The sequence below is a fragment of the Paenibacillus sp. FSL R7-0273 genome, assembly GCF_000758625.1.
GTDB lineage: Bacteria > Bacillota > Bacilli > Paenibacillales > Paenibacillaceae > Paenibacillus_AQ.
In genome coordinates this window covers 3,301,669-3,324,225 of the sequence record NZ_CP009283.1, presented here as the reverse complement: position 1 = coordinate 3,324,225, position 22,557 = coordinate 3,301,669, and the positions used below count along the sequence as shown (strand labels likewise).

Annotated in this window: 22 protein-coding genes; 1 reads left to right on the top strand and 21 read right to left on the bottom strand. The window is 53.6% G+C overall.

Annotation, left to right across the window (positions count from 1 at the left end; all coding sequences use genetic code 11):
- Positions 1–30: 30 nt before the first annotated feature.
- The 20 genes from R70723_RS14295 to R70723_RS14205 form a co-directional block, all read right to left on the bottom strand.
- On the bottom strand, positions 31–873 hold the full coding sequence (locus R70723_RS14295) for a methyltransferase domain-containing protein (RefSeq protein WP_047171126.1): 843 nt from the start codon (positions 871–873) through the stop codon (positions 31–33).
- Between the two features lie 29 nt (positions 874–902).
- Entirely contained in the window at positions 903–1,295 is a 393-nt protein-coding gene (locus R70723_RS14290) for a DnaJ family domain-containing protein (protein ID WP_039872940.1), read from the bottom strand.
- A gap of 23 nt (positions 1,296–1,318) precedes the next feature.
- The gene (locus R70723_RS14285) at positions 1,319–1,663 is read right to left on the bottom strand and encodes a DUF1801 domain-containing protein (RefSeq protein ID WP_039872939.1); all 345 of its coding nucleotides are present in this window, start codon (positions 1,661–1,663) and stop codon (positions 1,319–1,321) included.
- A gap of 178 nt (positions 1,664–1,841) precedes the next feature.
- The gene (locus tag R70723_RS14280) at positions 1,842–2,651 is read right to left on the bottom strand and encodes an SDR family oxidoreductase (RefSeq protein ID WP_039872938.1); all 810 of its coding nucleotides are present in this window, start codon (positions 2,649–2,651) and stop codon (positions 1,842–1,844) included.
- Between the two features lie 277 nt (positions 2,652–2,928).
- Complete coding sequence (locus tag R70723_RS14275; protein WP_039872937.1) at positions 2,929–3,165, bottom strand: hypothetical protein; 237 nt, start codon at positions 3,163–3,165, stop codon at positions 2,929–2,931.
- A 5-nt stretch (positions 3,166–3,170) separates the two neighbouring features.
- Entirely contained in the window at positions 3,171–4,037 is an 867-nt protein-coding gene (locus R70723_RS14270; RefSeq protein WP_039872936.1) for a transglutaminase family protein, read from the bottom strand.
- Positions 4,034–4,987 (bottom strand): alpha-E domain-containing protein, encoded by a 954-nt coding sequence (locus tag R70723_RS14265; RefSeq protein WP_039872935.1) that lies wholly within the window; start codon positions 4,985–4,987, stop codon positions 4,034–4,036. The genes R70723_RS14270 and R70723_RS14265 overlap by 4 nt, the downstream gene beginning before the upstream one ends.
- Before the next feature lie 71 nt (positions 4,988–5,058).
- Positions 5,059–6,522: a circularly permuted type 2 ATP-grasp protein gene (locus R70723_RS14260; protein WP_039872934.1), complete on the bottom strand. Its 1,464-nt coding sequence runs from the start codon at positions 6,520–6,522 to the stop codon at positions 5,059–5,061.
- A gap of 418 nt (positions 6,523–6,940) precedes the next feature.
- Positions 6,941–7,945, bottom strand: a complete 1,005-nt coding sequence (gene ftsY, locus R70723_RS14255; RefSeq protein WP_039872933.1) for a signal recognition particle-docking protein FtsY — start codon at positions 7,943–7,945, stop codon at positions 6,941–6,943.
- Positions 7,946–7,972: 27 nt separating this feature from the next.
- A complete protein-coding gene (smc, locus tag R70723_RS14250) occupies positions 7,973–11,542 on the bottom strand; it encodes a chromosome segregation protein SMC (protein ID WP_039872932.1) in 3,570 nt (1,189 codons plus the stop codon).
- Between the two features lie 228 nt (positions 11,543–11,770).
- A complete protein-coding gene (gene rnc / locus R70723_RS14245; RefSeq protein ID WP_039872931.1) occupies positions 11,771–12,475 on the bottom strand; it encodes a ribonuclease III in 705 nt (234 codons plus the stop codon).
- Between the two features lie 15 nt (positions 12,476–12,490).
- On the bottom strand, positions 12,491–13,729 hold the full coding sequence (gene fabF / locus R70723_RS14240) for a beta-ketoacyl-ACP synthase II (protein ID WP_076418250.1): 1,239 nt from the start codon (positions 13,727–13,729) through the stop codon (positions 12,491–12,493).
- A 214-nt stretch (positions 13,730–13,943) separates the two neighbouring features.
- Positions 13,944–14,177 (bottom strand): acyl carrier protein, encoded by a 234-nt coding sequence (locus tag R70723_RS14235; RefSeq protein WP_019911228.1) that lies wholly within the window; start codon positions 14,175–14,177, stop codon positions 13,944–13,946.
- A 122-nt stretch (positions 14,178–14,299) separates the two neighbouring features.
- Positions 14,300–15,049: a 3-oxoacyl-[acyl-carrier-protein] reductase gene (gene fabG, locus R70723_RS14230; protein WP_039872929.1), complete on the bottom strand. Its 750-nt coding sequence runs from the start codon at positions 15,047–15,049 to the stop codon at positions 14,300–14,302.
- A 45-nt stretch (positions 15,050–15,094) separates the two neighbouring features.
- Positions 15,095–16,018 carry an ACP S-malonyltransferase gene (gene fabD / locus R70723_RS14225; protein ID WP_039872928.1) on the bottom strand — a complete coding sequence of 308 codons (924 nt, stop codon included), beginning with the start codon at positions 16,016–16,018 and terminating at the stop codon, positions 15,095–15,097.
- Positions 16,019–16,087: 69 nt separating this feature from the next.
- On the bottom strand, positions 16,088–17,077 hold the full coding sequence (locus tag R70723_RS14220) for a beta-ketoacyl-ACP synthase III (RefSeq protein ID WP_039878762.1): 990 nt from the start codon (positions 17,075–17,077) through the stop codon (positions 16,088–16,090).
- 8 nt (positions 17,078–17,085) lie between these two features.
- On the bottom strand, positions 17,086–18,075 hold the full coding sequence (plsX, locus tag R70723_RS14215; protein WP_039872927.1) for a phosphate acyltransferase PlsX: 990 nt from the start codon (positions 18,073–18,075) through the stop codon (positions 17,086–17,088).
- Positions 18,059–18,655 carry a transcription factor FapR gene (fapR, locus tag R70723_RS14210; RefSeq protein ID WP_039872926.1) on the bottom strand — a complete coding sequence of 199 codons (597 nt, stop codon included), beginning with the start codon at positions 18,653–18,655 and terminating at the stop codon, positions 18,059–18,061. Before fapR ends, plsX begins: the two co-directional genes overlap by 17 nt.
- A gap of 622 nt (positions 18,656–19,277) precedes the next feature.
- The gene (rpmF, locus tag R70723_RS32945; RefSeq protein WP_026263995.1) at positions 19,278–19,451 is read right to left on the bottom strand and encodes a 50S ribosomal protein L32; all 174 of its coding nucleotides are present in this window, start codon (positions 19,449–19,451) and stop codon (positions 19,278–19,280) included.
- A gap of 53 nt (positions 19,452–19,504) precedes the next feature.
- Positions 19,505–20,026: a YceD family protein gene (locus R70723_RS14205; protein ID WP_039872925.1), complete on the bottom strand. Its 522-nt coding sequence runs from the start codon at positions 20,024–20,026 to the stop codon at positions 19,505–19,507.
- A gap of 150 nt (positions 20,027–20,176) precedes the next feature.
- On the opposite strand from R70723_RS14205, the gene R70723_RS14200 reads away from it, so the two are divergent.
- Positions 20,177–21,415: a nucleotidyltransferase gene (locus tag R70723_RS14200; protein WP_039872924.1), complete on the top strand. Its 1,239-nt coding sequence runs from the start codon at positions 20,177–20,179 to the stop codon at positions 21,413–21,415.
- On the opposite strand, the gene R70723_RS14195 is transcribed toward R70723_RS14200, so the two are convergent.
- A complete protein-coding gene (locus R70723_RS14195) occupies positions 21,393–22,442 on the bottom strand; it encodes a SepM family pheromone-processing serine protease (protein WP_039872922.1) in 1,050 nt (349 codons plus the stop codon). The two genes, R70723_RS14200 and R70723_RS14195, sit on opposite strands and share 23 nt — an antisense overlap.
- Positions 22,443–22,557 lie beyond the last annotated feature (115 nt).

Here is a 22,557-nt window from a genome sequence, read left to right as displayed (position 1 = left end):
ACTTTATCTTGAACGATGCCGCCCCGGATTTCAAGCCTCAGACTCAGAATGGCCGGGTTTGCGGCCGCAGGCCATCAGAAAGGTCATCATCGCATAGGCCTCAGGTGAGCTGTTAATCGCCTCTGATAACCTGCTGAGCTGCTCAAATTCTTCTGTGCTGAGCATACCGTTCTTATAAAAAGGTGTATACCGGTTAATGTTAAACTGCTGCCTGAAGCCTTCAATGCCGTGCAGATCACTATGCTGGACGACGGCATCCATATCCACATCGCAAAAGCCGGATTCCGTAAGCAGCCGCGGCAGCGTCCTTCCGACATACCGGTTGCCGCCTTTGGCCGCCTGATGGGCAGCCAGCTTACGTATTACGGCAGGCAGTACCGCACTGTCCGGATTAACCGCTCCGAATATGCCGTCATCTATATCGATTATGACCAGCCTGCCGCCCGGTTTAAGCACTCTGTAAATTTCCCTCGCCGCATCCAGCGGGTTATGTAAATGAAGGAACAGCAGTCTCGCTATCACAAAATCGTATGTATTGTCCGCCAGCCCGGTCTCATAGACCGAGCCATGAACGAATTCCAGCCGGGATGCAGGAGGAGGGACAATCCGCCGCTCTGCTTCATCCAGTAAGGTTTTATCATATTCCAGTGCGGTTACTTCACAATCCGGAAGACTGTGGACCAACTGCTCGGTTATAAATCCCGGGCCGCTGCCCACTTCAAGCACACGCATGCCGTTTTGCAAGCCGTACCACTGCAGATTACGGAACTCCTTGTCCCATCCCATGACCGCCTGAGCCTTTAACCGCTCAACCTCTGTCTGAAAGCCTGCAGGCACATTTCCGATGCTGTAGGTAGATTTACGCTCTAGCATTAGCTTAGCCACCTCCGTTTGATATCATTTTATATCTCCCCGCCTGCCAGCCGCCGGTGGATTTCATCTCCGTATTCCGTGAAGACACTGCTGCTCTCAAGCCCCCGTTCCCGCAAAAGCTGCTGCAGCCGCATTCTTTTTACACTTAATCTGGATTCCAGCGACTTCTGCTCAGCAGGATCTGAATTTCCGCTGTTCATGCAGGCCGCAATTAGTTCCTCCAGGGAGACGCATTCCGCACGCAGAGTCAGCTCTTCCGGCACAAGCCCCGCATTCTTCATAATCTTGAACGACATCCGCAGCTCCTCCGGTACACCGGACAAATCCTCCAGCTCCAGCGGCTTGCCGTGTCCCGGCAAATCTGCAAATTCACCGTTTCTCATTGCCTCCTGAATCCGTTGCTCCGCGAGCCATGACAGCAATGTTCTTCCCCCTTCCCTTAACCTTACAGTTCGGCAGAAGCCTGCTTCAGCAGGTCTGTGAACAGCTCGTAATTAACGCTTTTCCCCTCCAGCAGCTTTGCTGTAACCCGCTCCGGCTTTCCGGGCTCAAATACTCCCTCAGGCACCTCAAGTCCAGCCGCATTAAAAATCGTAAAGGTCACCCAGCCCTTCGCAGTAGTAATAACCGCAGCATACTTGCCGTTTTTGAGAAAATGCGGCTTCCCGTACTGTATCCGCTCCTGCACATCCGGTATTGCGTCATGAACAAGCTGACGAAGTGCATTGCAGATCTCAATCTGCCAAGGCTGCTTGACGCTGTTGATAAAATCTGTAACTTCCTGATTCATACAATCACCTTTTTCTGCTAAAATATGCTGTTGATTACTGTAGTGTATGCACAGATTTTACCATAATCCGTTTACATTACAACCCTGCACACAGCAAACAGCCCTGCCCTGTCTTATAGACAAGGAGCAAGGCTGTTATATCTTTCTAGTAACGCTTTGTTACCTGAAGCTTTCAGTATTAGCTTAGCAGCGACTCCGCACCGTCTATTACGATTTGAGCGCCGGTAATATGAATCGATTCATCGGATGCGAGGAAGGAGACAAGATCAGCGACATTCTCCGGCTTACCCGGTCCGTCTGCCAGCGGCTGAGCCCCTTCGGGGAACTCAATCGGGATGACAATTTCCTCGACATCCTCGTTAAACTCTGTAGATTCATCAATATTGGTGGAGATGGCCCCCGGACAGATTACGTTTACGCGGATTTTGAACTTCGCCAGCTCCAGCGCCGCCATTTTGGCAAAAGCAACCTGTCCCGCTTTGGTCGTGCTGTACGGTGACCAGCCAAAGCTCGTGAACCGGGTGTTCCCGTTAATGGAGCTTGTGATAATAATACTTCCCTTACCCTTTTCCTTGAGATGCGGGATGGTATATTTGAGCGTCAGGAACGTGCCTGTCAGGTTCACGTTGATCGTATTCTGCCAATCGCTGAGGCTCAGCTCCTCGATCGGCCCTACTACCCCGTTAATGCCCGCATTGGCAAACACAATATCGAGGCTGCCAAAATGCTCAATCGTCCTGCGCACCGCCTCCTCCATCCGCTCAGCATCAGAGGTATCGACATCAATAGCCAGTGCGCAATCCTTACGCAGCTTGTTCAGCTTCTGCTCCAGCACCGAGGTGCGTTCATTTACCAGATCAAAAAGAGCTACATTAGCGCCCTCCCGCGCCATCTGGATCGCTGCCGCTCGGCCGATCCCGGAGCCCGCACCTGTAATAATCGCTGTTTTACCGACAAAGCGCTGTTTTTTCGCTATATTTGGGCTCATATGTACACTCTCCTTCCACATTGTCCATTTTCGTGACTCTGCTTCAAGATTACCCAAATGCCCCTCGATTATAATCACCCTTGTGCAAATTTTGCGCAAGTTTTGTGCAAACGTACTAAGGAAGGCACTAAATGTTGGTTCATTGCCCTTTTCTTATTTCGTCCAATCCGCCGACTTCGGCTAAATCAGAGGCATTTGTGTCCTTCATTTCGTCCAATTGGCTGACTTTAGCCAAATCAGAGGCATTTGTGCTCTTCATTTCCTCCAATTGGCCGACTCAGGCGAAATCAGAGGCATTTGTGCCCTTCATTTCGTCCAATTGGCCGACTTTGGCGAAATCAGAGGCATTCGTGCTCTTCATTTCGTCCAATTGGCCGACTGCGGCGAAATCAGAGGCATTCGTGCCCTTCATTTCATCCAATCCGCCGACTTTGGCGAAATCAAAGGCATTTGTGCCCTTCATTTCGTCCATTTCGCCGACTCCGGCGAAATCAGAACCAGCCGCTCCTCCCAATCCCCTCAGTTCTCCAGCTTGCGCACATCCACCTTTACGCTCAGTGTTCCTGCTCCGCCGCGGTATACGCCTTTTACCGGTACGATATCCTTGTAATCCCGGCCGTGGCCCAGCTTGATATAACGCCAGTTCACTTCCGCATTATTGGTCGGATCGAAGCCCAGCCAGCCTGTTCCGGGAATATGCGTTTCGACCCAGGCATGTGAAGCCTGCTCGAAATCGGCGTTGCCGCCCTGCAGATCACCGACGAAATGATATCCGCTGACGTACCGCGAAGGAAGGCCGACACTCCTGCAGACGGCGATCATCAGATGAGCATAATCCTGACAGACGCCGCGCTTGAGCTTGAGCGCTTTTTTGACCGTAGTATTCACACTCGTCGCTTCAGGGTCATAGGTAAACTGCTCATAGATCGTGGAGGACAGCTTTTTGGTCCAGGCGTACATATCATCCGCTTCCTCAAAAGGGTGCAGCGACGCGAACTCAACCAGCTCAGGCGTAACCTCCGTATACCGGGTGGGCAGAATAAATTCAATATAACGATTCTGAAACTTATCATCATTCAGCAGCTTAACCTGATCTTCAAGCGGGATATGCGGAAGGTCCGCACCCTGCGCTTTGTCCAGTGTCACTACGGTCGCTTTGGTATGAATCACCATCTCTGTATGCGGCTTATTCACCGAATAGGCATGCACCCGGTTGCCGAAAAAATCCTCATACGTGAGCAGATTCGCCGCAGGAGTCACCTCCACCTCATGATGATAGCAGGACTGACGGTAGTTGGTGCGCGGAGTCAGCCTGATTTCATTGACACTGTCCGTAACCGGCTCGGGATAGGAATAGGTGGTTGTGTGGTTGATTTGGATCTTCATACATAAGCTCCTTCGCGGCGAAAAAAGGCGCCCTCCATCGTCTTCCCTAAGCGCTGGCAGGAGACCATCAGGGAATGAAGCACATCATCGACGAGATCGCCGGACATCTCTTCTTTTTCCATGTAGTCAAGTTCAGCCTTAATCTTGCCTGCCTGACGGATAACCTTCTCATGCCCCGAGCCCTTCTCCGAGGAATCCAGCTCCAGTCTGGCCAGATGCTCCTCCAGCTTGTGGAACGAGAAGCGCACCGAGCGCGGAAAACGTGCATTCACGATCAGGAACTCCAGGATGCACTCCGGTGACATATCATCAGCATAATAACGGCGGAAGGACTGATAGCCGCTCACTGATTTCAGCACAGCCTGCAGCTGGGTATAAATAGTGCTGTTCTCCTTCGATTTGCATGATACGGTAACAGCCTGCAGAATCCTCGTCGTGTTCTCAGCGCGTTCCAGAAACCGCCCGCTTTCAATAAAATGCCACTCATTGCCCCGCAGCATAACGGACTGCTCTGCACCAAGGAACATGGCTGCACGCTCTTTAACCTGCTGGTAGAACTGATGCGGGCCGCTCATAATATCAGCTACAGACTGCTCACCGAGCCAGAGATTAAAGCCGTTAACAATGTCCCATAGCTCGCTTGGCAGATGCTGGCGCAGTGTACGCAGGTTATTCCGCGCCTGGTGCACACAGGAGAACAGGGAATTAGAGTTGCCTAGATCCAGCGTTATGAAAGATAGCACATCCTGCTCACAAAAGCTCTCAAACTGCTTAAGGTACTCATTTCTGACGCCTAACGCATCAATCAGCCTTGACCATTTATGGCCCTCTGACTGAAAATCCTCTTCCTGCTGAATATGATAATGGACATCAATCAGCCTCGCATGATTCTCCGCCCGTTCAATGTAACGTCCGATCCAAAACAAAGCTTCCGCGTTGCGATTCAGCATCGTCACCACTCCTCCGCTTCCACATATTGATGCTGCACTTTGTTCCTGTTAACCGGCTAAAGCCGCCGGCTTCAGGCCATAACCCAAGTATCCTTTACTCCGCCTCCCTGGGAGGAGTTCACGACCAAAGAGTTTTCCTTCATCGCCACCCGGGTCAGGCCGCCTGGTATGACATGCGGCTTGCGGTCCGCCCCCATGAGCACAAACGCCCGCAGATCGATATGACGCGGCACCATCGATGCACCTGACAGCACTGGTGCCCGTGACAGGGACATGATCGGCTGGGCGATATAACGGGCCGGGTCAGCAAGAATTTTCAGACGGAAATCTATCAGCTCATCCTTGGTTGCTTCACTCCCGATAAGCATGCCGTAACCGCCGGAGAGTGAGGTTTCTTTGACTACCATCTCGGACAGGTTATCCAGCACATACTGGCGCTCTTGAGGCCGTGACAGCAGATAGGTCGGCACATTGCCCAGAATCGGCTCCTCGTTCAGATAATAACGGATCATATCCGGAACATAGACATACATGGCTTTATCATCGGCAACCCCAGTGCCCGGAGCGTTGGCAATTGCGATATTGCCTGCCCGGTAGGCATTCATCAGCCCGGCTACACCCAGCAGCGAATTCGGCTGGAATGCCAGCGGATCGATATAATCATCATCCAGACGGCGGTACAGCACATCGACTCTGCGCAAGCTGTTCATTTCCTTTAAATAAATTTTGTGATCCCGGGCAACAAGGTCGCGCCCCTCAACCAGATGGATGCCCATCTGCTGGGCCAGAAAAGCATGCTCATAATAAGCCGAATTATATTCGCCCGGCGTAAGCAGCGCGATTACCGGATCTTTGGTTCTCGACGGCGACAGGCTGCGCAGCACAGACAGAAAACGGTTCAAGCTGTGGTCAACATCCCGTATAGAGCTGGCGAACGCCAGTTCGGGAAATAGCTGGTTCATCAGTGATCTGCCTTTAAAAAGATAAGAGAAGCCTGACGGCGTGCGCAGATTATCCTCAAGCACATAATACTCGCCGTCATGATGACGGATCAGATCGATGCCCGAGGTCGTCACATAAGCCCCGCCAGGCACCCTCAGGCCCGCCATTTCCGGACGGAAGTATACATTGCTGATGATCATCCGCCGCGGGACAATTCCATCCTTTACAATGTACTGCTCATGATAGATGTCATGAATGAATAAATTAAGTGCAGTTATCCGCTGGATAATTCCTGCCTCAAGCCGTTCCCACTCACCCTTCGGGATAATCCGCGGAATCATATCAAAGGGAATCGTCCGCTCCATCGGCTGATCCTGGGCCGGATTGTACAGTGTGAACGTAATTCCCTCTTCCATCATGCGACGCTGCATTAATCTCTGCTTGGCATGCAGCTCTTCGGGGCTCATCCCGTTAAACATGCGGCTCACATGCTTGTAATGAGGCCGGATACTCCGTTCATCGGCATACATTTCATCATAAAAATGCTCCAGCGGATACGGAGAGATACCGGGCAAAGGATCTAATTTGGACATGAGCCCGACTCCTTTCGGATGTTCAAATGTGTTATGTTTGTTTACAAATTAATTAAAATTTATAGATTTAATCCCGAAAAACTTTAATTCTACTCTCATAATACGTAAATGATAATCTTGATGTCAATATATATAACAGCAAAATGGAGTTTATGAACCATTCCGCATACTTGGAATCGCTTCCTTTCTCCTGAGCGTATTTTCCGGGTGCTGTAATGTTGAGGATACAATGAATTGTATGCGGGAGAGCTGACAAGCAGTACTATTATGAATTTTTCATGTATTGAAATTGTTATGTGTTTAGATTATTCACAGATCCGTTTAAACGGACTGCCGCTTCCCATACAAAAGAACCCGTCCACCAGCCAAAGCCGGTAAACGGGTCCTATCAGAGTGAATCCTGATTCTCTCAGATTTATTATTCTTTATCCTCTTCCGGCTCAGCCTCTTCCTCGCTGATCAACCCGGCAAACAAGGCATGTACAAACTGGGTGGAGTCAAAGGCCTGCAGATCCTCCATCTTCTCCCCAAGCCCGACCAGCTTCACCGGCAGGTTCATCTCCTGGCGGATCGCCACGACAATACCACCCTTGGCTGTGCCGTCCAGCTTGGTCAGGACCAGACCGGTGACGCCGCTTTTTTCACCAAACAGCTTAGCCTGGCTCAGCGCATTCTGCCCGGTTGTCGCGTCAAGCACCATTAGAACTTCATGGGGAGCACTTGGAATTTCACGCTGGATGACCCGGAAAATCTTGTTCAGCTCTTCCATCAGATTCGATTTGTTCTGCAGACGGCCGGCCGTATCGCAGATCAGCACATCGACATTCCGCTGCTTTGCGGCCTGCACGGCATCGAACATAACAGCTGCCGGGTCAGAGCCCGCCTGCTGCTTAATCACGTCAACTCCGGCCCGCTGGCCCCACACCTCAAGCTGCTCTATAGCCCCGGCACGGAAGGTATCGCCTGCAGCCAGAAGCACTTTCTTGCCCTCTTGCTTGTAACGGTGTGCCAGCTTGCCGATCGTTGTCGTCTTGCCGACTCCGTTAACACCGACAAACAGGATTACAGTAATGCCGTCCGGGTTCTCCTTCAGGCTGTTGTCATCATCACCGCGCAGCAGCTCCATCAGCTTGCGGGAGAGAATCGGCTGAAGCTCCGCTGCATCCTCAATCCGCTTCTGCTTCACTTCAGCACGCAGCTCTTCCACAAGGGTCATTACCGTGTTAACGCCCACGTCTGCACCGATCAGAATCTCTTCAAGCTCCTCGTAGAACTCCTCATCGATCTTTTTGCGGCGGATAATCAGGTCAGAGACCTTCTCAACGAAGCCCTTGCGCGTTTTCTCCAGCCCGTCGCGGAAGCTTTTGGTTACACTTTCCGTTTTGCCGGAAATGGTTTCTTTCAGTTTCTTAAAAAAGCTCATTATGGTCCCCCTCTATTTTCAAAAAAATTACGCAATTATCGCTTCCTCATCCTCCAGCTTCACGGAGACGAGCTTAGATACGCCGCCCTCCTCCATAGTGACGCCGTAGAGCACATCAGCTTCCTCCATCGTGCCCTTGCGGTGGGTTACGACGATGAACTGGGTCTGCTCCGAGAATTCGCGCAGGTACTGGGCGAACCGGACAACGTTGGCTTCATCCAGCGCTGCCTCGACCTCATCCAGCACGCAGAACGGAACCGGCTTCACCTGCAGGATGGCAAACAGCAGTGCCATAGCGGTCAAAGCACGCTCCCCGCCGGAGAGCAGCTGCAGGTTCTGCAGCTTTTTACCGGGCGGCTGGGCTACAATGTCAATCCCTGTCTCCAGCATATTCTCCGGATTCAGCAGCTGCAGATCTGCCCGTCCGCCTCCGAACAGCTTCGAGAACACCGTCCCGAACTCCCGGCGGATTGCATCAAAGGTCATCTTGAAGCGTTTGGACATTTCCTCTTCCATTTCATGAATGACATGATACAGGGTGGTCTTGGCTTCCACCAGGTCATCCTTCTGGCTGCTGAGGAAGGTATAGCGTTCATGCACACGCTGATATTCCTCGATCGCACCCAGGCTGACTTCACCGAGTGCCGAAATACTGCGCTTCAGCCGCTGAACCTCCATCTGGGCTGCCGGAACATCCTCCGGCACCGGATAGCGCTGCTTCGCCAGCTCATAGCTCAGCTCATAATCCTCACTCAGCTTGCGCAGAATATTGTCTAGCTCCACATCGAGCCTTCCGACCGAGACCTCGGTTGTGCGGAGCTTGTCCTCCACGGCCCGGAGTGCCTGCCGCTGATCCTTGGTCTCGCCTTCAGCCAGCTCCAGCTTGCGGGTCAGGGCAGCACGGTCTGCACGGGCCAGGTCAAGCGCTGCCGCACTCTCATCCCGTTTCAGCCGGTAGCTGTTCAGATTCTCCTGCTGCTTCACCGCTTCACGGACATTCTCCTCCAGATCCTGCTCAATCGTCATAAGCAGGCTGCGGCTCTGCTTCAGCTCTCTATCCTGTGAGCCGGCATCCTGACGCATCCGGCGCAGCTGTTCCTCGAGCGAGAAAATCTCCTGATCCAGCTTACCCTCTGCGACCTTCATACCCGTCAGTTTGCCCTGAAGCTCCTCCTTGGCGGACTCGCTCGCTTTACGCTCTGACTCCGCATTGCGGATCGCTTCATGGGCAGCCTTTTCTTCCTGCTCAAGGCGGGCAAGCTCAGCTACAGCCTGTATACGGCTTTCCTCCAGCCCCTTCACCTCTGCCTCAAAGCCGCTTCGCTCCGCACCGGCACCTTCAACCTGCTCCTGCACATGGCGCAGCTCCTGCTCCAGCTGCTTCAGATCTCCGGCAACACGCTGCTCCTCAAGACGCTTCTCATCTCCGTCATGACGCAGCTGCTCCAGCTTGCGCGAGGCATTCTCCTGCTCTTCCCTGAGCCGGCCGATGCCCTGCTTCAGCTTGGCGATCTGCCGCTCGCTTTCTTCAATCTCGCTGAACAGCTGGTCCAGCTGGCGTTTGCGGCTCAGCAGACTGTTATTTTTCTTATGCTGGCTGCCCCCGGTCATTGAACCGCCGGCGTTCACAACATCACCTTCAAGCGTTACAACCCGGTAGCGGTACTGGCATCTGGCAGCAATCTTGTTAGCCTGCTCCAGATTCTCGGCAATAACTACGTTGCCCAGGAGGCTGCCGACAATGCTGCTGTACTTGTCATCAAAGCCCACAAGCTCAGAGCCGATCCCGACAAAACCGTCAGCTCCCTCAACCATGCTGCGGTCGCTTCCGGTAATCTGGCGCGGACGGATAACATCCAGCGGCAGAAAGGTTGCCCGGCCCAGTTGACGCTGCTTCAGAAAGGCTATAGCCTGACGGGATACAGCTTCATTATCCATTACGACATGCTGCAGTGAAGCGCCCAGCGCCGTTTCAACAGCCATTTCCAGACGCTCAGGCACGGATATCAGCTCAGCGACAGCACCGTGCACACCGCTCAGCTGGCCTTTGCGGGCTCCCTTTAGCACTTCCTTAACCCCGAGCATAAAGCCGTCGAAGTCGTCCTGCATCTCCTTCATCGTCTCATGCCTGGACACCTGTGCTTCACGCTTCTGCTCCCACTTGCGGAGTCCGGCCTGTGTCTCTTCAATCAGCTTATGCCGTTTGTTAGTCTGCTCACTTTCGGTAATATAGCTGTTCCGAAGATTACCAATTTCTTTGCCGAGTGCGGCAATCCGATCCTTCAGTGTCTTTTGGGATACGGACAGCTCCTCCAGCCGGGCGGTCCATTTGCCGCTTTCCTCAGCGCTCCGGCTCATCCGCCGCTCCAGGCCCTCTTTCTGCTGGTCCGCATAACGGATTTCATTCCGGGCCTGGGCCATCATATTCATCAATTCAAGCAAAGAGCTCTTCAGCTGCTCTTCCTTGCTCTGGCTGATCCCGCCGGCAACTCCCTCCAGCCTTGTCTCCTCAGCAGCGAGTTCTCCGCGTAAATGCTCCAGTGCCTGACGCGCCTGCTCCAGCTTCAGCTCCAGCTCAGCCAGCTCACGCTGACGGTCTGAAGAACGTTCTCCAACAGTGCCCAGAGTAGCCAGCAGCTGCTCCCGGTTCGCCTCCAGGTTCTTTTTACGCTCCTTAAGCACCTCACCGTAGCCTTCGCTTTTTTCATAGGCTTCACTGTAGCGCAGCAGCTGCTCCTGCAGCCTCTCTACCTGTTCCTCCAGCGCCCGCAGCTCAGCCCGTCCGCTTTCCAGCTTGGCATCGTGGGCGGATACAACGGTCGACAGCTCCAGCTGTTCCTTGCCCAGCACCTCAAGCCGCGCATTGCCTTCCTTCCAGGCGGTATGAATCCCCTCGATCTGATGAACATAGACCGATATTTCCAGCTGCTTGAGCTGCTCCCGCAGCTCTTTATAACGGATAGCCTTCTCGGACTGCTCCTTCAGCGGGCCAATCTGATCCTCAAGCTCGCTGAGCAGGTCATGGATGCGCAGCAAATTCTGCTCCGTTTCATCCAGCTTGCGTCCGGCGTCCTTTTTGCGTGATTTATATTTAACAATTCCTGAGGCCTCTTCAAAAATCCCGCGCCGGTCCTCGGAGCGGGTGCTGAGAATCTCTTCGATCCGTCCCTGTCCGATAATAGAGTACGCCTCACGTCCAATTCCGGTATCCATGAACAGCTCTGTGATGTCCTTCAGCCGGCAGGATTGTTTGTTAATGAGATACTCACTCTCACCGCTGCGGTGCACCCTCCGGGTTACTGTCACTTCACTGAAATCCAGCGGCAGCACATGATCCTCATTATCCAGAGTGAGTGAAACCTCGCCATAGTTCACCGCTTTACGCGCATCACTTCCGGCAAAGATAATATCCTCCATCTTGCCGCCGCGCAGCGACTTGGCGCTCTGTTCACCAAGCACCCAGCGGATCCCGTCGGAAATATTGCTTTTGCCGCTGCCGTTAGGCCCTACTACAGCCGTAATACCGCGTACAAATTCCATTTCCGTTTTGTCGGCAAAAGATTTAAAGCCAGCCAATTCGATCCGTTTCAAAAACATAACTCGCCTATCACCTCTGAACTATTATATCATAGCCGTTCCTAAATAACCCCACAAAGTGACGCCAATACATGGACGCTAACCAGGTACTTTGCGGGGACCCCATAAATGAAAAAGAGCAGCAAAGGTCTGACCTCCGCCATATCGCCGGCATTCAGACCATTGCTGCTCTCCTCCGCTAACTGCCTCGGGTAGCCTAACCTTGTTTGATTACAATTATTGCAATATTCAAGCGCCGTCTTCCTTCAGCCGCAAAAGCGCTGCTGCTGCAGCCTGCTGCTCCGCTTCTTTCTTGGAACGGCCGTTGCCTCTGCCCAGCGACTGGCTGGCCATAAACACCTCAGATACAAATTCGCGCTCATGCGCCGGTCCCCGCTCTTCAATAATCCGGTATTCCAGTGTACCTAATCCGTGGTGCTGGATCAGCTCCTGAAGCTCAGTCTTGAAATCGCTCATCTGCATTTGCAGCTTGCCGTCCGTCTCCACAAGCGGGAATACGTGATTATCCAGAAAGCGGCGTACGGTCTCCAGCCCCTGATCGAGATAAAGCGCTCCCACGAAGGATTCGAACACATCAGCCAGCAGGGCCGGGCGGGTTCGACCGCCCGTAAGCTCTTCCCCTTTGCCCAGCAATACAAACCGCCCGAAGCCGAGGCTTTCGGCAAACTTGACCAGTGAAGGCTCACATACAATTGCTGCTCTCAGCTTGGTCAGCTCTCCCTCAGGCCTGTCCGGCAGCAGGTTGTACAAATATTCAGAAACCGTCAGCTCCAGCACGGCATCGCCCAGAAATTCCAGACGCTCATTATCCTGATGCTGGTTGAACCGGTGTTCATTCACATAAGATGCATGGGTAAAGGCCTGCTTCAGAAGTACAGGATCGTGAAATTGGATTTGAAGTTGGCTCTGTAACTGCTTCAGGTCTCCTTTCACTGCACTGTTCTCCCCTTACTGTTTATATTTTTTGAGAATAACGGTAGCGTTATGTCCCCCAAATCCGAATGAGTTGGACATCACAACGTTAAGCTCGGCTTCACGCGGTACGTTCGGAACATAATCCAGATCACATTCCGGGTCCTGGTTATCCAGGTTAATCGTAGGCGCAATCCTGTTCTTCTGCAGGGAAAGACCGCAGATGATCGCCTCAACGCCGCCGGCTGCACCAAGCAAATGCCCTGTCATCGACTTTGTCGAGCTGATAGCCACCTTATAAGCATGGTCTCCAAGCGCCTTCTTAACGGCAGTCGTTTCCGATTTGTCGCCTGCAGGTGTGGAGGTTCCGTGCGCGTTGATATAATCGATATCCTCCGGGTTAATTCCGGCATCACGGATTGCCATCTTCATGCAGCGTGCTGCACCGTCAGGATCCGGATCGGTCATGTGATGCGCATCCGCACTCAGGCCGTAGCCGATAACCTCAGCATAGATCTTCGCACCGCGCTTCTCCGCATGCTCAAGTGATTCGAGAATAAGGATACCTGCGCCCTCACCCATAACGAAACCGTCACGGTCAACATCAAACGGGCGGCTGGCCTTCTCAGGCTCGTCATTACGCGTGGACATTGCTCTCATTGCACAGAAGCCTGCCATGCCTGTCGGACGGATTGTCGCTTCCGAACCGCCGCAGATCATTGCATCCGCATCGCCGCGCTGGATCAGACGGAAGGATTCTCCAATGGAGTGGCTTCCTGTCGCGCATGCCGTAACTGTAGTAGTGTTAGGTCCTTTGGCGCCGAGGTTAATCGACAGCTGGCCGGAGCCCATATTGGCAATCATCATCGGGATAAAGAACGGGCTCACGCGCTTTGGCCCTTTTTCGAGCAGCAGGTTGTGATTGTCCTCCCATGTTCCCAGTCCCCCGATGCCGGAGCCGACAGATACGCCGATCCGTTCTGCATCAATATCCTCACCGATCTTAAGTCCGCTGTCCTTCAGCGCTTCCTCACCGGCGGCTACCGCAAACTGCACGAAACGGTCCATCTTGCGGGCTTCCTTGCGGCCGAAACGCTCTTCCGCATCAAAATCCTTAACCGAAGCTGCTATTTTCGTTGTATAATCACTGACATCAAAGGCATCCACTGTAGAAACTCCGGATTTGCCGCTCATCAGGCTCTCCCAGAAGGTCTCCAGATCCTTACCCAGGGACGTTATTACGCCCATACCTGTAACAACCACTCTATGACTCAAACGCAATCACCCCATCTGTAGGCTGTATACTTCATTGTTATGAAGCTGTGCTCTCTAACGCTCTATATAAACTTCAGTCCCGCCAAGGCATCCTGCCTGCGGTTCTGTAATTTTCCCCGTATTATGGCGGCCAAGGGCCTGCTGTAATGCTGTATACGTGTAAAATGAGGAGAAGTCCCGCCCCCACGGGGACGGGACCCTCAATCATATGACTCTAGGTATGAGATTGTATGTACTTCACAACTTCACCCACGGTCGTAATCTTCTCTGCATCTTCATCAGAGATTTCCATATCGAATTCATCTTCCAATTCCATAACCAATTCTACTACATCAAGAGAATCAGCACCCAAATCATCTTTGAAAGACGCTTCTAATGTTACCTCTGCTTCATCGGCACCTAAGCGGTCGATGACAATGCGTTTTACACGCTCCAATACATCGGACATCCGGTTCACCTCCTCTTTTGGTATTATACGAGATATGAAGTCAAAATACCATAGAGCATAAAAAACGCTTTCCGGCAGCCTCTTCCCGTTCCCTCCATAGCTGTTCAAAGCTTGCTTTAGCCTTACATGTACATGCCGCCGTCCACATGAAGTGTCTGGCCTGTCATATAAGCTGCCCCTTGCGAGGCCAAAAATACAGCCGTGTTAGCAATGTCCTCCGGCCGCCCGAGCTGGGCAAGGGGAATCCCCTTCACCAGCTCGCTGCGGACTTCATCGGACAGCTCACGGGTCATGTCGGTATCAATGAACCCCGGTGCAATGCAATTCACCGTAATTCCGCGGGAAGCAAGCTCCCTTGCCGCTGATTTGGTCATTCCGATTACCCCCGCCTTAGCGGCGGTATAGTTAATCTGACCCGGATTGCCTGTCACGCCCACTACGGAGGAAATGTTAATAATCCGGCCGTAGCGCTGCTTCATCATCGGACGTGTAACGGCCTTGAGGCAGTTGAACACGCCTTTGAGATTGGTCTCGATAACCTGATCAAACTCCTCTTCCTTCATGCGCATAATCAGATTATCCCGCGTAATTCCGGCATTGTTAACCAGAATGTCGATTCTGCCCCAGGTGTTGATAACCTCCTTGACGAGGTTCTCCGCCTGCTCGCTGCTGCCGACATTCCCCTTGAGGGCAATGCCCTCAGAGCCCAGCTCGGCAATACGCGCAACTGTCTCCTGGGCTGCGGCTTCACTGCCGGAATAATTAACGGCTACCTTCACGCCGTGCCCGGCAAGAGCAAGCGCAATGCTGCGGCCGATTCCGCGCGAGCCGCCGGTAACCAGGGCCGTCTGGCCTTGTAATGCTGAGAACATTGTATATCCCCTTTCTATCATATGACCGGTAATATCACCAGGCAGCTACAGCTCTCCCTGAACACTTTCCAGGCTGTTAATGCTGACTACCTTGACTGTTTTATCGATTTTACGGATCAGCCCGGCCAGTACGCTGCCGGAGCCGATTTCAACAAAGGTATCCACGCCGGCTGCAATCAGCCATTCCACACTGTCCTGCCAGAGTACAGGTGAATATACCTGCTGCACAAGCAGCTCCCGGATTTGTTCGGGATCATTTACAGGCTGGGCAGTGACATTAACAACCACCGGTACCGCCGGAGTGTTAAAGGTTACATGCGCAAGCTCGGCTGCCAGCCGTTCAGCAGCCTCCTTCATCATCGACGAATGGAACGGTCCGCTGACCTCCAGCGGAATTGCCCGCTTGCCGCCGGCTTCCTTAACCCGCGCAACTACCGCTGCAACGCCTTCCTGTGAGCCTGAGACTACAATCTGGCCGGGGCAGTTGACGTTAGCCAGCTCTACGATGCTGCCGGTTTCCGAAATGCTGCGGCACAAATCAGCAAGCGCCCCGCGCTCTGCGCCCAGCACAGCTGCCATGGCGCCTTGTCCGCCCGGCACTGCTTCCTCCATAAAACGTCCGCGCAGCCGGACCAGCTGCACAGCATCCTCATAGGAGAGAACGCCTGCGGCTACAAGCGCGCTGTATTCACCAAGACTGTGGCCGGCAACATAATCCGGCTTAATGCCTTTATCGCTAAGTGCTGTAAGATAGGCAACACTTGTTGTTACAAGGGCAGGCTGGGTGTTCACCGTCTGCTTAAGCTCGTTGTCCGGACCTTCAAACACAAGCTTGCTCAGGTCAAAGCCGAGCACCTTGTCACCTTGTTCAAACACGGCACGGCTCTGCGGCAGTGCGTCATAAATATCCTTACCCATCCCGACAGCCTGCGCACCCTGGCCGGGGAAGACAAATGCAATTTTACCCATCGTACAAACTCCTTCAAGTTCCCTTACATCGGTGTGTTATCCGTCCGATACACGGGCTTCATTATTCGTTTACCAGATCAGTACGGAAGCGCCCCAGGTAAGCCCGCCGCCAAAGCCGACCATAAGTACCGTGTCGCCTTCCTTCATCCGGCCTTCCTCTGCCGCTTCCACCAGTGCCAGCGGAATGGAGGCTGCTGAAGTGTTAGCGTAGCGGTCTACATTAATCACGCATTTTTCTTCCGGCAGATCAAGACGCTGCATCGCTGACTGGATGATCCGGATGTTCGCCTGATGCGGTACAAACAGATCGATGTTTTCCTTGGTGAGTCCTGCCTTGGTAAGCACACGTTCAGTCGCCGTACCCATTACCCGCACAGCAAATTTAAATACCTCACGGCCGTTCATATAGATGAAATGCTTCTTGTCTTCAATGGTCTGGCTGGATGCGGGGAGGCGCGAGCCGCCCGCTTCAAGCTTCAGCAGGCTGCCGCCCGCTCCCTCTGCACCCAGGTCGAATGACTGGAATCCGCGGCCTTCCGGAACTTCGCCTAAAATCACGGCGCCTGCCCCGTCTCCGAACAGCACACAGGTGTTGCGGTCCGTATAGTCAGTGATACGGGAAAGCGTGTCCGCTCCGATAACCAGCGCATTGTTATACATGCCGGTTTTAATGAAGCTTGTCGCTGTTGCCAGGCTGTAGACAAAGCCCGAGCATGCAGCAGACAGGTCAAAAGCCGCAGCACCCTTCGCACCCAGCTTATCCTGCAGGATGCAGGCAGTGGAAGGGAACGAGGTGTCCGGTGTAATGGTAGCAACAATAATAAGATCCAGCTCTTCCGCCTTCATTCCGGCGGATGCCAGCGCCTTCAGGGCAGCCTCATAGGCCAGATCCGAGGTCGCCTCGTGCGGCGCCGCAATATGCCGTTCACGGATGCCAGTACGGCTGACAATCCATTCATCATTGGTTTCTACGATCTTTTCGAGATCGCTGTTAGTCAATATTTGCTCAGGCACATACTTTCCTGTACCGATAATCCCTACCGAACGCATCTGATTCATATCGTCACTCACTTCCCGCTAATTTCCTTGGATATGCCGGGCACAAGCCCTGCCTGCAGCGCTATCCGCGCCTGTCTGACCGCATTCTTGACCGCATTGCCGTCCGAAGAGCCGTGGCCCTTCACGACCAGGCCGCTGAGGCCCAGCAGCGGCGCACCGCCGTGCTCCTTGTAATCCATTTTACCTTTGAGGCTTCTAAGCTCAGGCATTAGAATTGCTGCACCGAGCTTGGTTTTGAGGGATTTGCTGAACTGCTCCTTAAGCAGGGAGAACATGGCCCCTGCCGTCCCCTCCAGCGTCTTAAGCAGGATATTCCCGGCAAAGCCGTCGCAGACAAGCACATCGCAGGCGCCTGTCAGCACATCGCGTGCCTCCACATTGCCGACAAAATGAATGCCCGGCAGTGCCTCCAGCAGCGGATAAGCTTCCTTAGTCAGCTCATTGCCCTTGCCGGGCTCTGTTCCGACATTCAATAGACCTACCCTCGGCTTCGCAATCCCGTGCACCTTGCTGCGGTAGATACTGCCCATCAGCGCATACTGCGCCAGATGCTGAGGCTTCGCATCCATGTTCGCTCCCAGGTCTAATGCCAGCACACCGACATCATCCAGGGTTGGAATCATCGGAGCCAGCGCAGGACGTTCGATACCGTTCATTCTTCCCACAACCAGCAGCCCGGTAGTCATCAGGGCTCCTGTGTTTCCCGAAGAAATCATGGCATCGGCTTCGCCCTCACGCACCATCCGTCCGGCTACGACCATCGATGAATCCTTTTTGCGGCGGACCGCCTTCACTGGCTCCTCATCGGAGCTGATTACTTCCCCCGCATGACGCACCGTCAGATTAGACGGCTTATCCTTCAGAAGCGGTGCAAGCCTGGCTTCGTCGCCGACCAGCACCAGCCGGGTATCGCTCCATTCTGCGGCCGCAGCTAACGCACCTTCCACATTACATTCAGGTGCATTATCCCCGCCCATCGCATCAATGGCGATCAGCATTGCGGTTTCCCCCTTCGCTGTATTCTTCAACTGCAGACCGGTACACTACAAAATGGCCCTGAAACACCTGTTCCTCACCGACATACGTAAACACATCCACTTCGGCCTTGCCGCCCCGGCCGGCCAGTGAACGCACCTGCGCCTTGGCAATACATTTCTCCCCGAGCCGGACCATCCGCACAAACCGGATATCGGCGGAAGCCGTCAGGGCGATCTCGTCATTGATAACCGCCACCGCCAGTGAATTGGCCTGGGCGAACACATAATGTCCGCGGGCAATGCCGTTCCGCGAGAAGACATGCTCCTCACGGATTTCGAATATGGAAATACCGCTCTTGTCCAGCTGCAGATCGACAATATCCCCGATGATTTCATCCGGCGGCAGTGAACGCACCTGATCATAGGAATGTTCTGCCATCTGCTTCATCCGTTCACGCAGCTCCGGGATTCCCAGCTCCAGCCTGTCCAGCCGGATAGTCTGGATGCTCACCTTGAGTTGCCGGGTCAGTTCACGGTCAGTCACAAAGGGATTTCCGTCTATTATGTGAAGCAGCTTCTGCTGGCGCTCTTTCTTGGACATCCGCTCTATGGCGGCTCACCTCCTGGCACATGCTCGGGCGTGAAACGGCTGCACCCTCTGCCATAGCAGGGTTAGCGCTCCAACGGAAATATAAGGATGATATCCGGCGATATGCCTGTAGTATTCTTATATCTGATCAAAGCATCCGGCCACGGAAAGGCCGCTGTCATCATAGCTGCTATGGTTAAAATTTCATTTAGAACCTGGTACTAATATGTAGTATAAAGCATCTACCGGTAAAAATAAAGCATTGACATGAAAGTTACGTCAATGCCGCTTTCACAGGCCGGCAGATTTGCTGCTTTCAGGAAATTTCACGCACAGCTAACGGACCGAGCAGCCCTTATTGTGGATTACCCCACCTGTTAAAGCAAGCTATCGGACACCAGCGCCCTTATCTACTGAGTTCTGCCTAAATCACGGCCTCAAGAGAGGGGATAAGAGCAATACGGTCCGTTAGATAGAAAAACACCTTCTTTTCGTGAAAATAAAGGCGCTAATGTCTGTTAGTATAGTTTGCGGAGAACGAATGTCAGTTGGCCTTAAACCTCTAACACCCGCAGTTCTGCCCACAAAAAAATAGCACCCCACCCTAAGATGAAGTGCTATCTCTTATCACAAACTATTGTTTGATGATTTCTCTAGCTTTGTAAGTTCCGCAAACTTTGCATACGTGGTGAGCCAGTTTCAGCTCTCCGCATTGTTCACATTTCACCATACCCGGTACTGCCAATTTGAAGTGAGTGCGACGTTTGTCGCGGCGAGTCTTGGACGTTCTGCGTTGTGGTACTGCCATGATTATCAACCTCCTGATTTTGTTGTTGACCCGGTGTAACCCGGGATTTGTTCTTAGTCATCTTGCTTGGTAAAGAATCCTTTCAACGCAGCAAGCCGGGGATCGACTACTGTGTTGTCGCAACTGCAGGTGCCTTCGTTCAAATTTTGTCCACATGTCTGACAAAGACCAAGACAGTCTGCCTTGCACAATACCGAATCCGGTATGTGCAGTACGAAGTTTTCTTCCGCGTAAGGAACAAGATCCACAATCTCGTCCTGGGCGTAGATGAGTTCTTCATCTTCGTCTTCTGGAAGAAGCGGCTGCTTAAGCCATTTGAAAGTCTCAGCAAAAGGAATGTTCAATTTGCTGTTAACCTCGCTGAGGCAACGTGCACATAACATGTCCACATTCCCTTCCAATGTTCCCACCACGTTCACACTATCGGTTCCCGCGGGCAGCGCTTTAAGGTCCACTGTAAGCGGTGCAACAGAAAGTATATCCTTCCGCCCTTTGACAAGCTCGCTGACATCCAGTGTTTCGTGGAGGTGCAGAGGCTCGTCGGCATTAGCCAATTTGCGAAAGTGAATCTTCATATTCATCACTCCAAACAAACAAAAATTATTATACCTAGAATTACCGAAGTTTGTCAACCATTTTTCCTTTATATTGTTTCGATAACCGGGACAACTTATGATATAACTATTAGCCCAATATATCAAATACGATTTGGAGTGACATAAGCAGTGACTACTGTCGGCATAATCGCTGAATATAATCCTTTACATAACGGCCATGTCCACCATTTTAATGAGGCCAAAAGACTGTCCGGTGCGGACACCTCCATCGTCGTGATGAGCGGGCCGTTCACCCAGCGCGGCGAGCCAGCGGCGGTGAGCAAGCAGGCCCGTACGGAGATGGCGCTGCATATGGGCGCCGACCTCGTGCTTGAGCTGCCGGTCGGCTATGCCCTGCAGCCGGCGGAATGGTTCGCCTTCGGAGCGGTTTCACTGCTGGAGGCGACCGGAGCCGTCGACAGCCTGTGCTTCGGCTCCGAAGCAGGCAGTTTAAGCATGCTGCTCGGGCTGGCGGAGTTCCTGGCCGATGAGAGCAGCGAGCTGCAGGAGGAGCTCCGCCGCCGCCTGGCGCTCGGAGCGAGCTTCCCGGCCGCCTTCAGCGCGGCTGCGGCGGCCGTCTGGTCCGGGACTCCCGGCGGGCACGGGAGTCCGTCCCAGGCCGAGGCGCTGCTGCGGCAGCCCAACAACAGCCTCGGCCTGCACTACCTGATCGCGCTGCGCCGGCTCGGCAGCGCGATCAGGCCCCTCACCGCGCCGCGCACCGGCGCGGGGTTCCACGACCCGCTGCAGCGCGGGTCGTCCATTGCCAGCGCCACGGCGATCCGCCGGCTGCTGCTGGAGGGCGGCTCTCCGGCGGCATACATGCCGGAATATAGCATATCCATTCTGGAGCGGGAGCATGCGGCAGGCAGGGGTCCGGTAAGCCTGGAGGACTTCCGCAGCCAGCTGCGCCACGTCCTCATCACCCGGACCGCAGAGGAGCTGCGGATGCTCCAGGATATGAATGAAGGGCTGGAGAACCGGCTGCTCAAAGTGTTACCGCAGCTGGACCAGTTCACCGCAGGCGGACTCCTGGAGGCGCTAAAAAGCAAGCGATACACGCACACCCGCCTGCAGCGCCTGCTGGTACACAGCTTACTGAACCACAGCAAGGCAGAGCTGTCCCCGGCCGAATTGGCCAAAGGCCCCGGGTACATCCGGGTGCTCGGCTTCCGCGAGAGCGGACGCAGGCTGCTCAAAACAATGAAGCAGACTGCCGCATGGCCCGTGGTAATCTCCCCGGCACAGCTCAGCCATCCCGGCCTTGAGCGTGATCTCCGGGCAGCGGCCGCTTACGCCGGTGCATTCGCAAATCCCCAGCGCAGCGAGCTGTACGCGGATTATCTTATGCCGCCGGTGATGCTGTAGCCGCCAGCTTCTCCATATAATCCAGCGCCTCGTCCAGTGTAGATACAGGCACCAGCTTCATGGCGGTGCCTATCTGGTCTGCCTTTGCTTTGGCTTCTCCATAGTTTTTGACAGGCACAAAAAACACCTCTGCCCCCTCGCGGTCCGCAGCGACAATCTTATGCTTAACCCCGCCGATGGCTCCAACCGTTCCTTCAGCAGTAATAGTCCCCGTACCGGCTATCCGGTGGCCTGCGGTCAGATCGCCAGGAGTCAGCTGATTATAGATTTCCATCGTAAACATCAGCCCTGCTGACGGTCCGCCGACATCCGTGTCAGTGAAGCTGACTCCTTTACCGGGGATTTGGGGCTCAATCTTCTGGACCGCTCCGATTACAACGCCGAAGCCGGGCTTAACGCCTCCATTATCTGCATCCTTTACCTCAACTAACTTCACCTGCTCTGTAATTTCCTTGCCGCCGCGCTGCAGAACAGCCTCTACCCGGTCTCCAATCTTCCTGGAGGACAGCAGTGCCGACAAGGCCTGCGGATCAGGAATATGCTGGCCTTCCACCGTGATGATCCGGTCCCCGGGCTGGAACTGTCCGGCATTACTTGTATCAGGGACGGAGAATACGTACAAATAATCCACAACATCCTTATAAGGAATATCTGCCGCATGATACGCAGCCTGAACTGCGAACGACTGCGAGCTGTTCATATAATAGACCTGCTCCGCCGCATATTCCTGCTCTGTTTTGTCACCAAGCCGCGCTTCCTTCAGCACAACCTCACTGTTGGCATTGAAGACGGAGGCGATCAGCAGGGCCACATTCGCATAGCTGGCTGACACGGTCGTCATCATGAACGTGCCCTTTTCATCCTTGTCGGCATTCTCCACCCTGATCATCGGCGCAACCTCAGAGGCTCTCCCCGGCTGGTACACAATATAAGGTGTATTCATAAAAACGGTAACGTAAAGTATCACCACAAAAGTAAACAGGTAGGCGAATGACCGGATTCCTACCCGGCGTTTCTGTTGCCTCAATGCGATTCCCTTCTTTCCTGGGGCTCTGTAACGGATACAGGCGGCGTGCTCACTGCTGCGCCAGCTCCTGCTGTGGCATGATGGTTGTCTGCTGTGCATAAATTGATAACAGCCC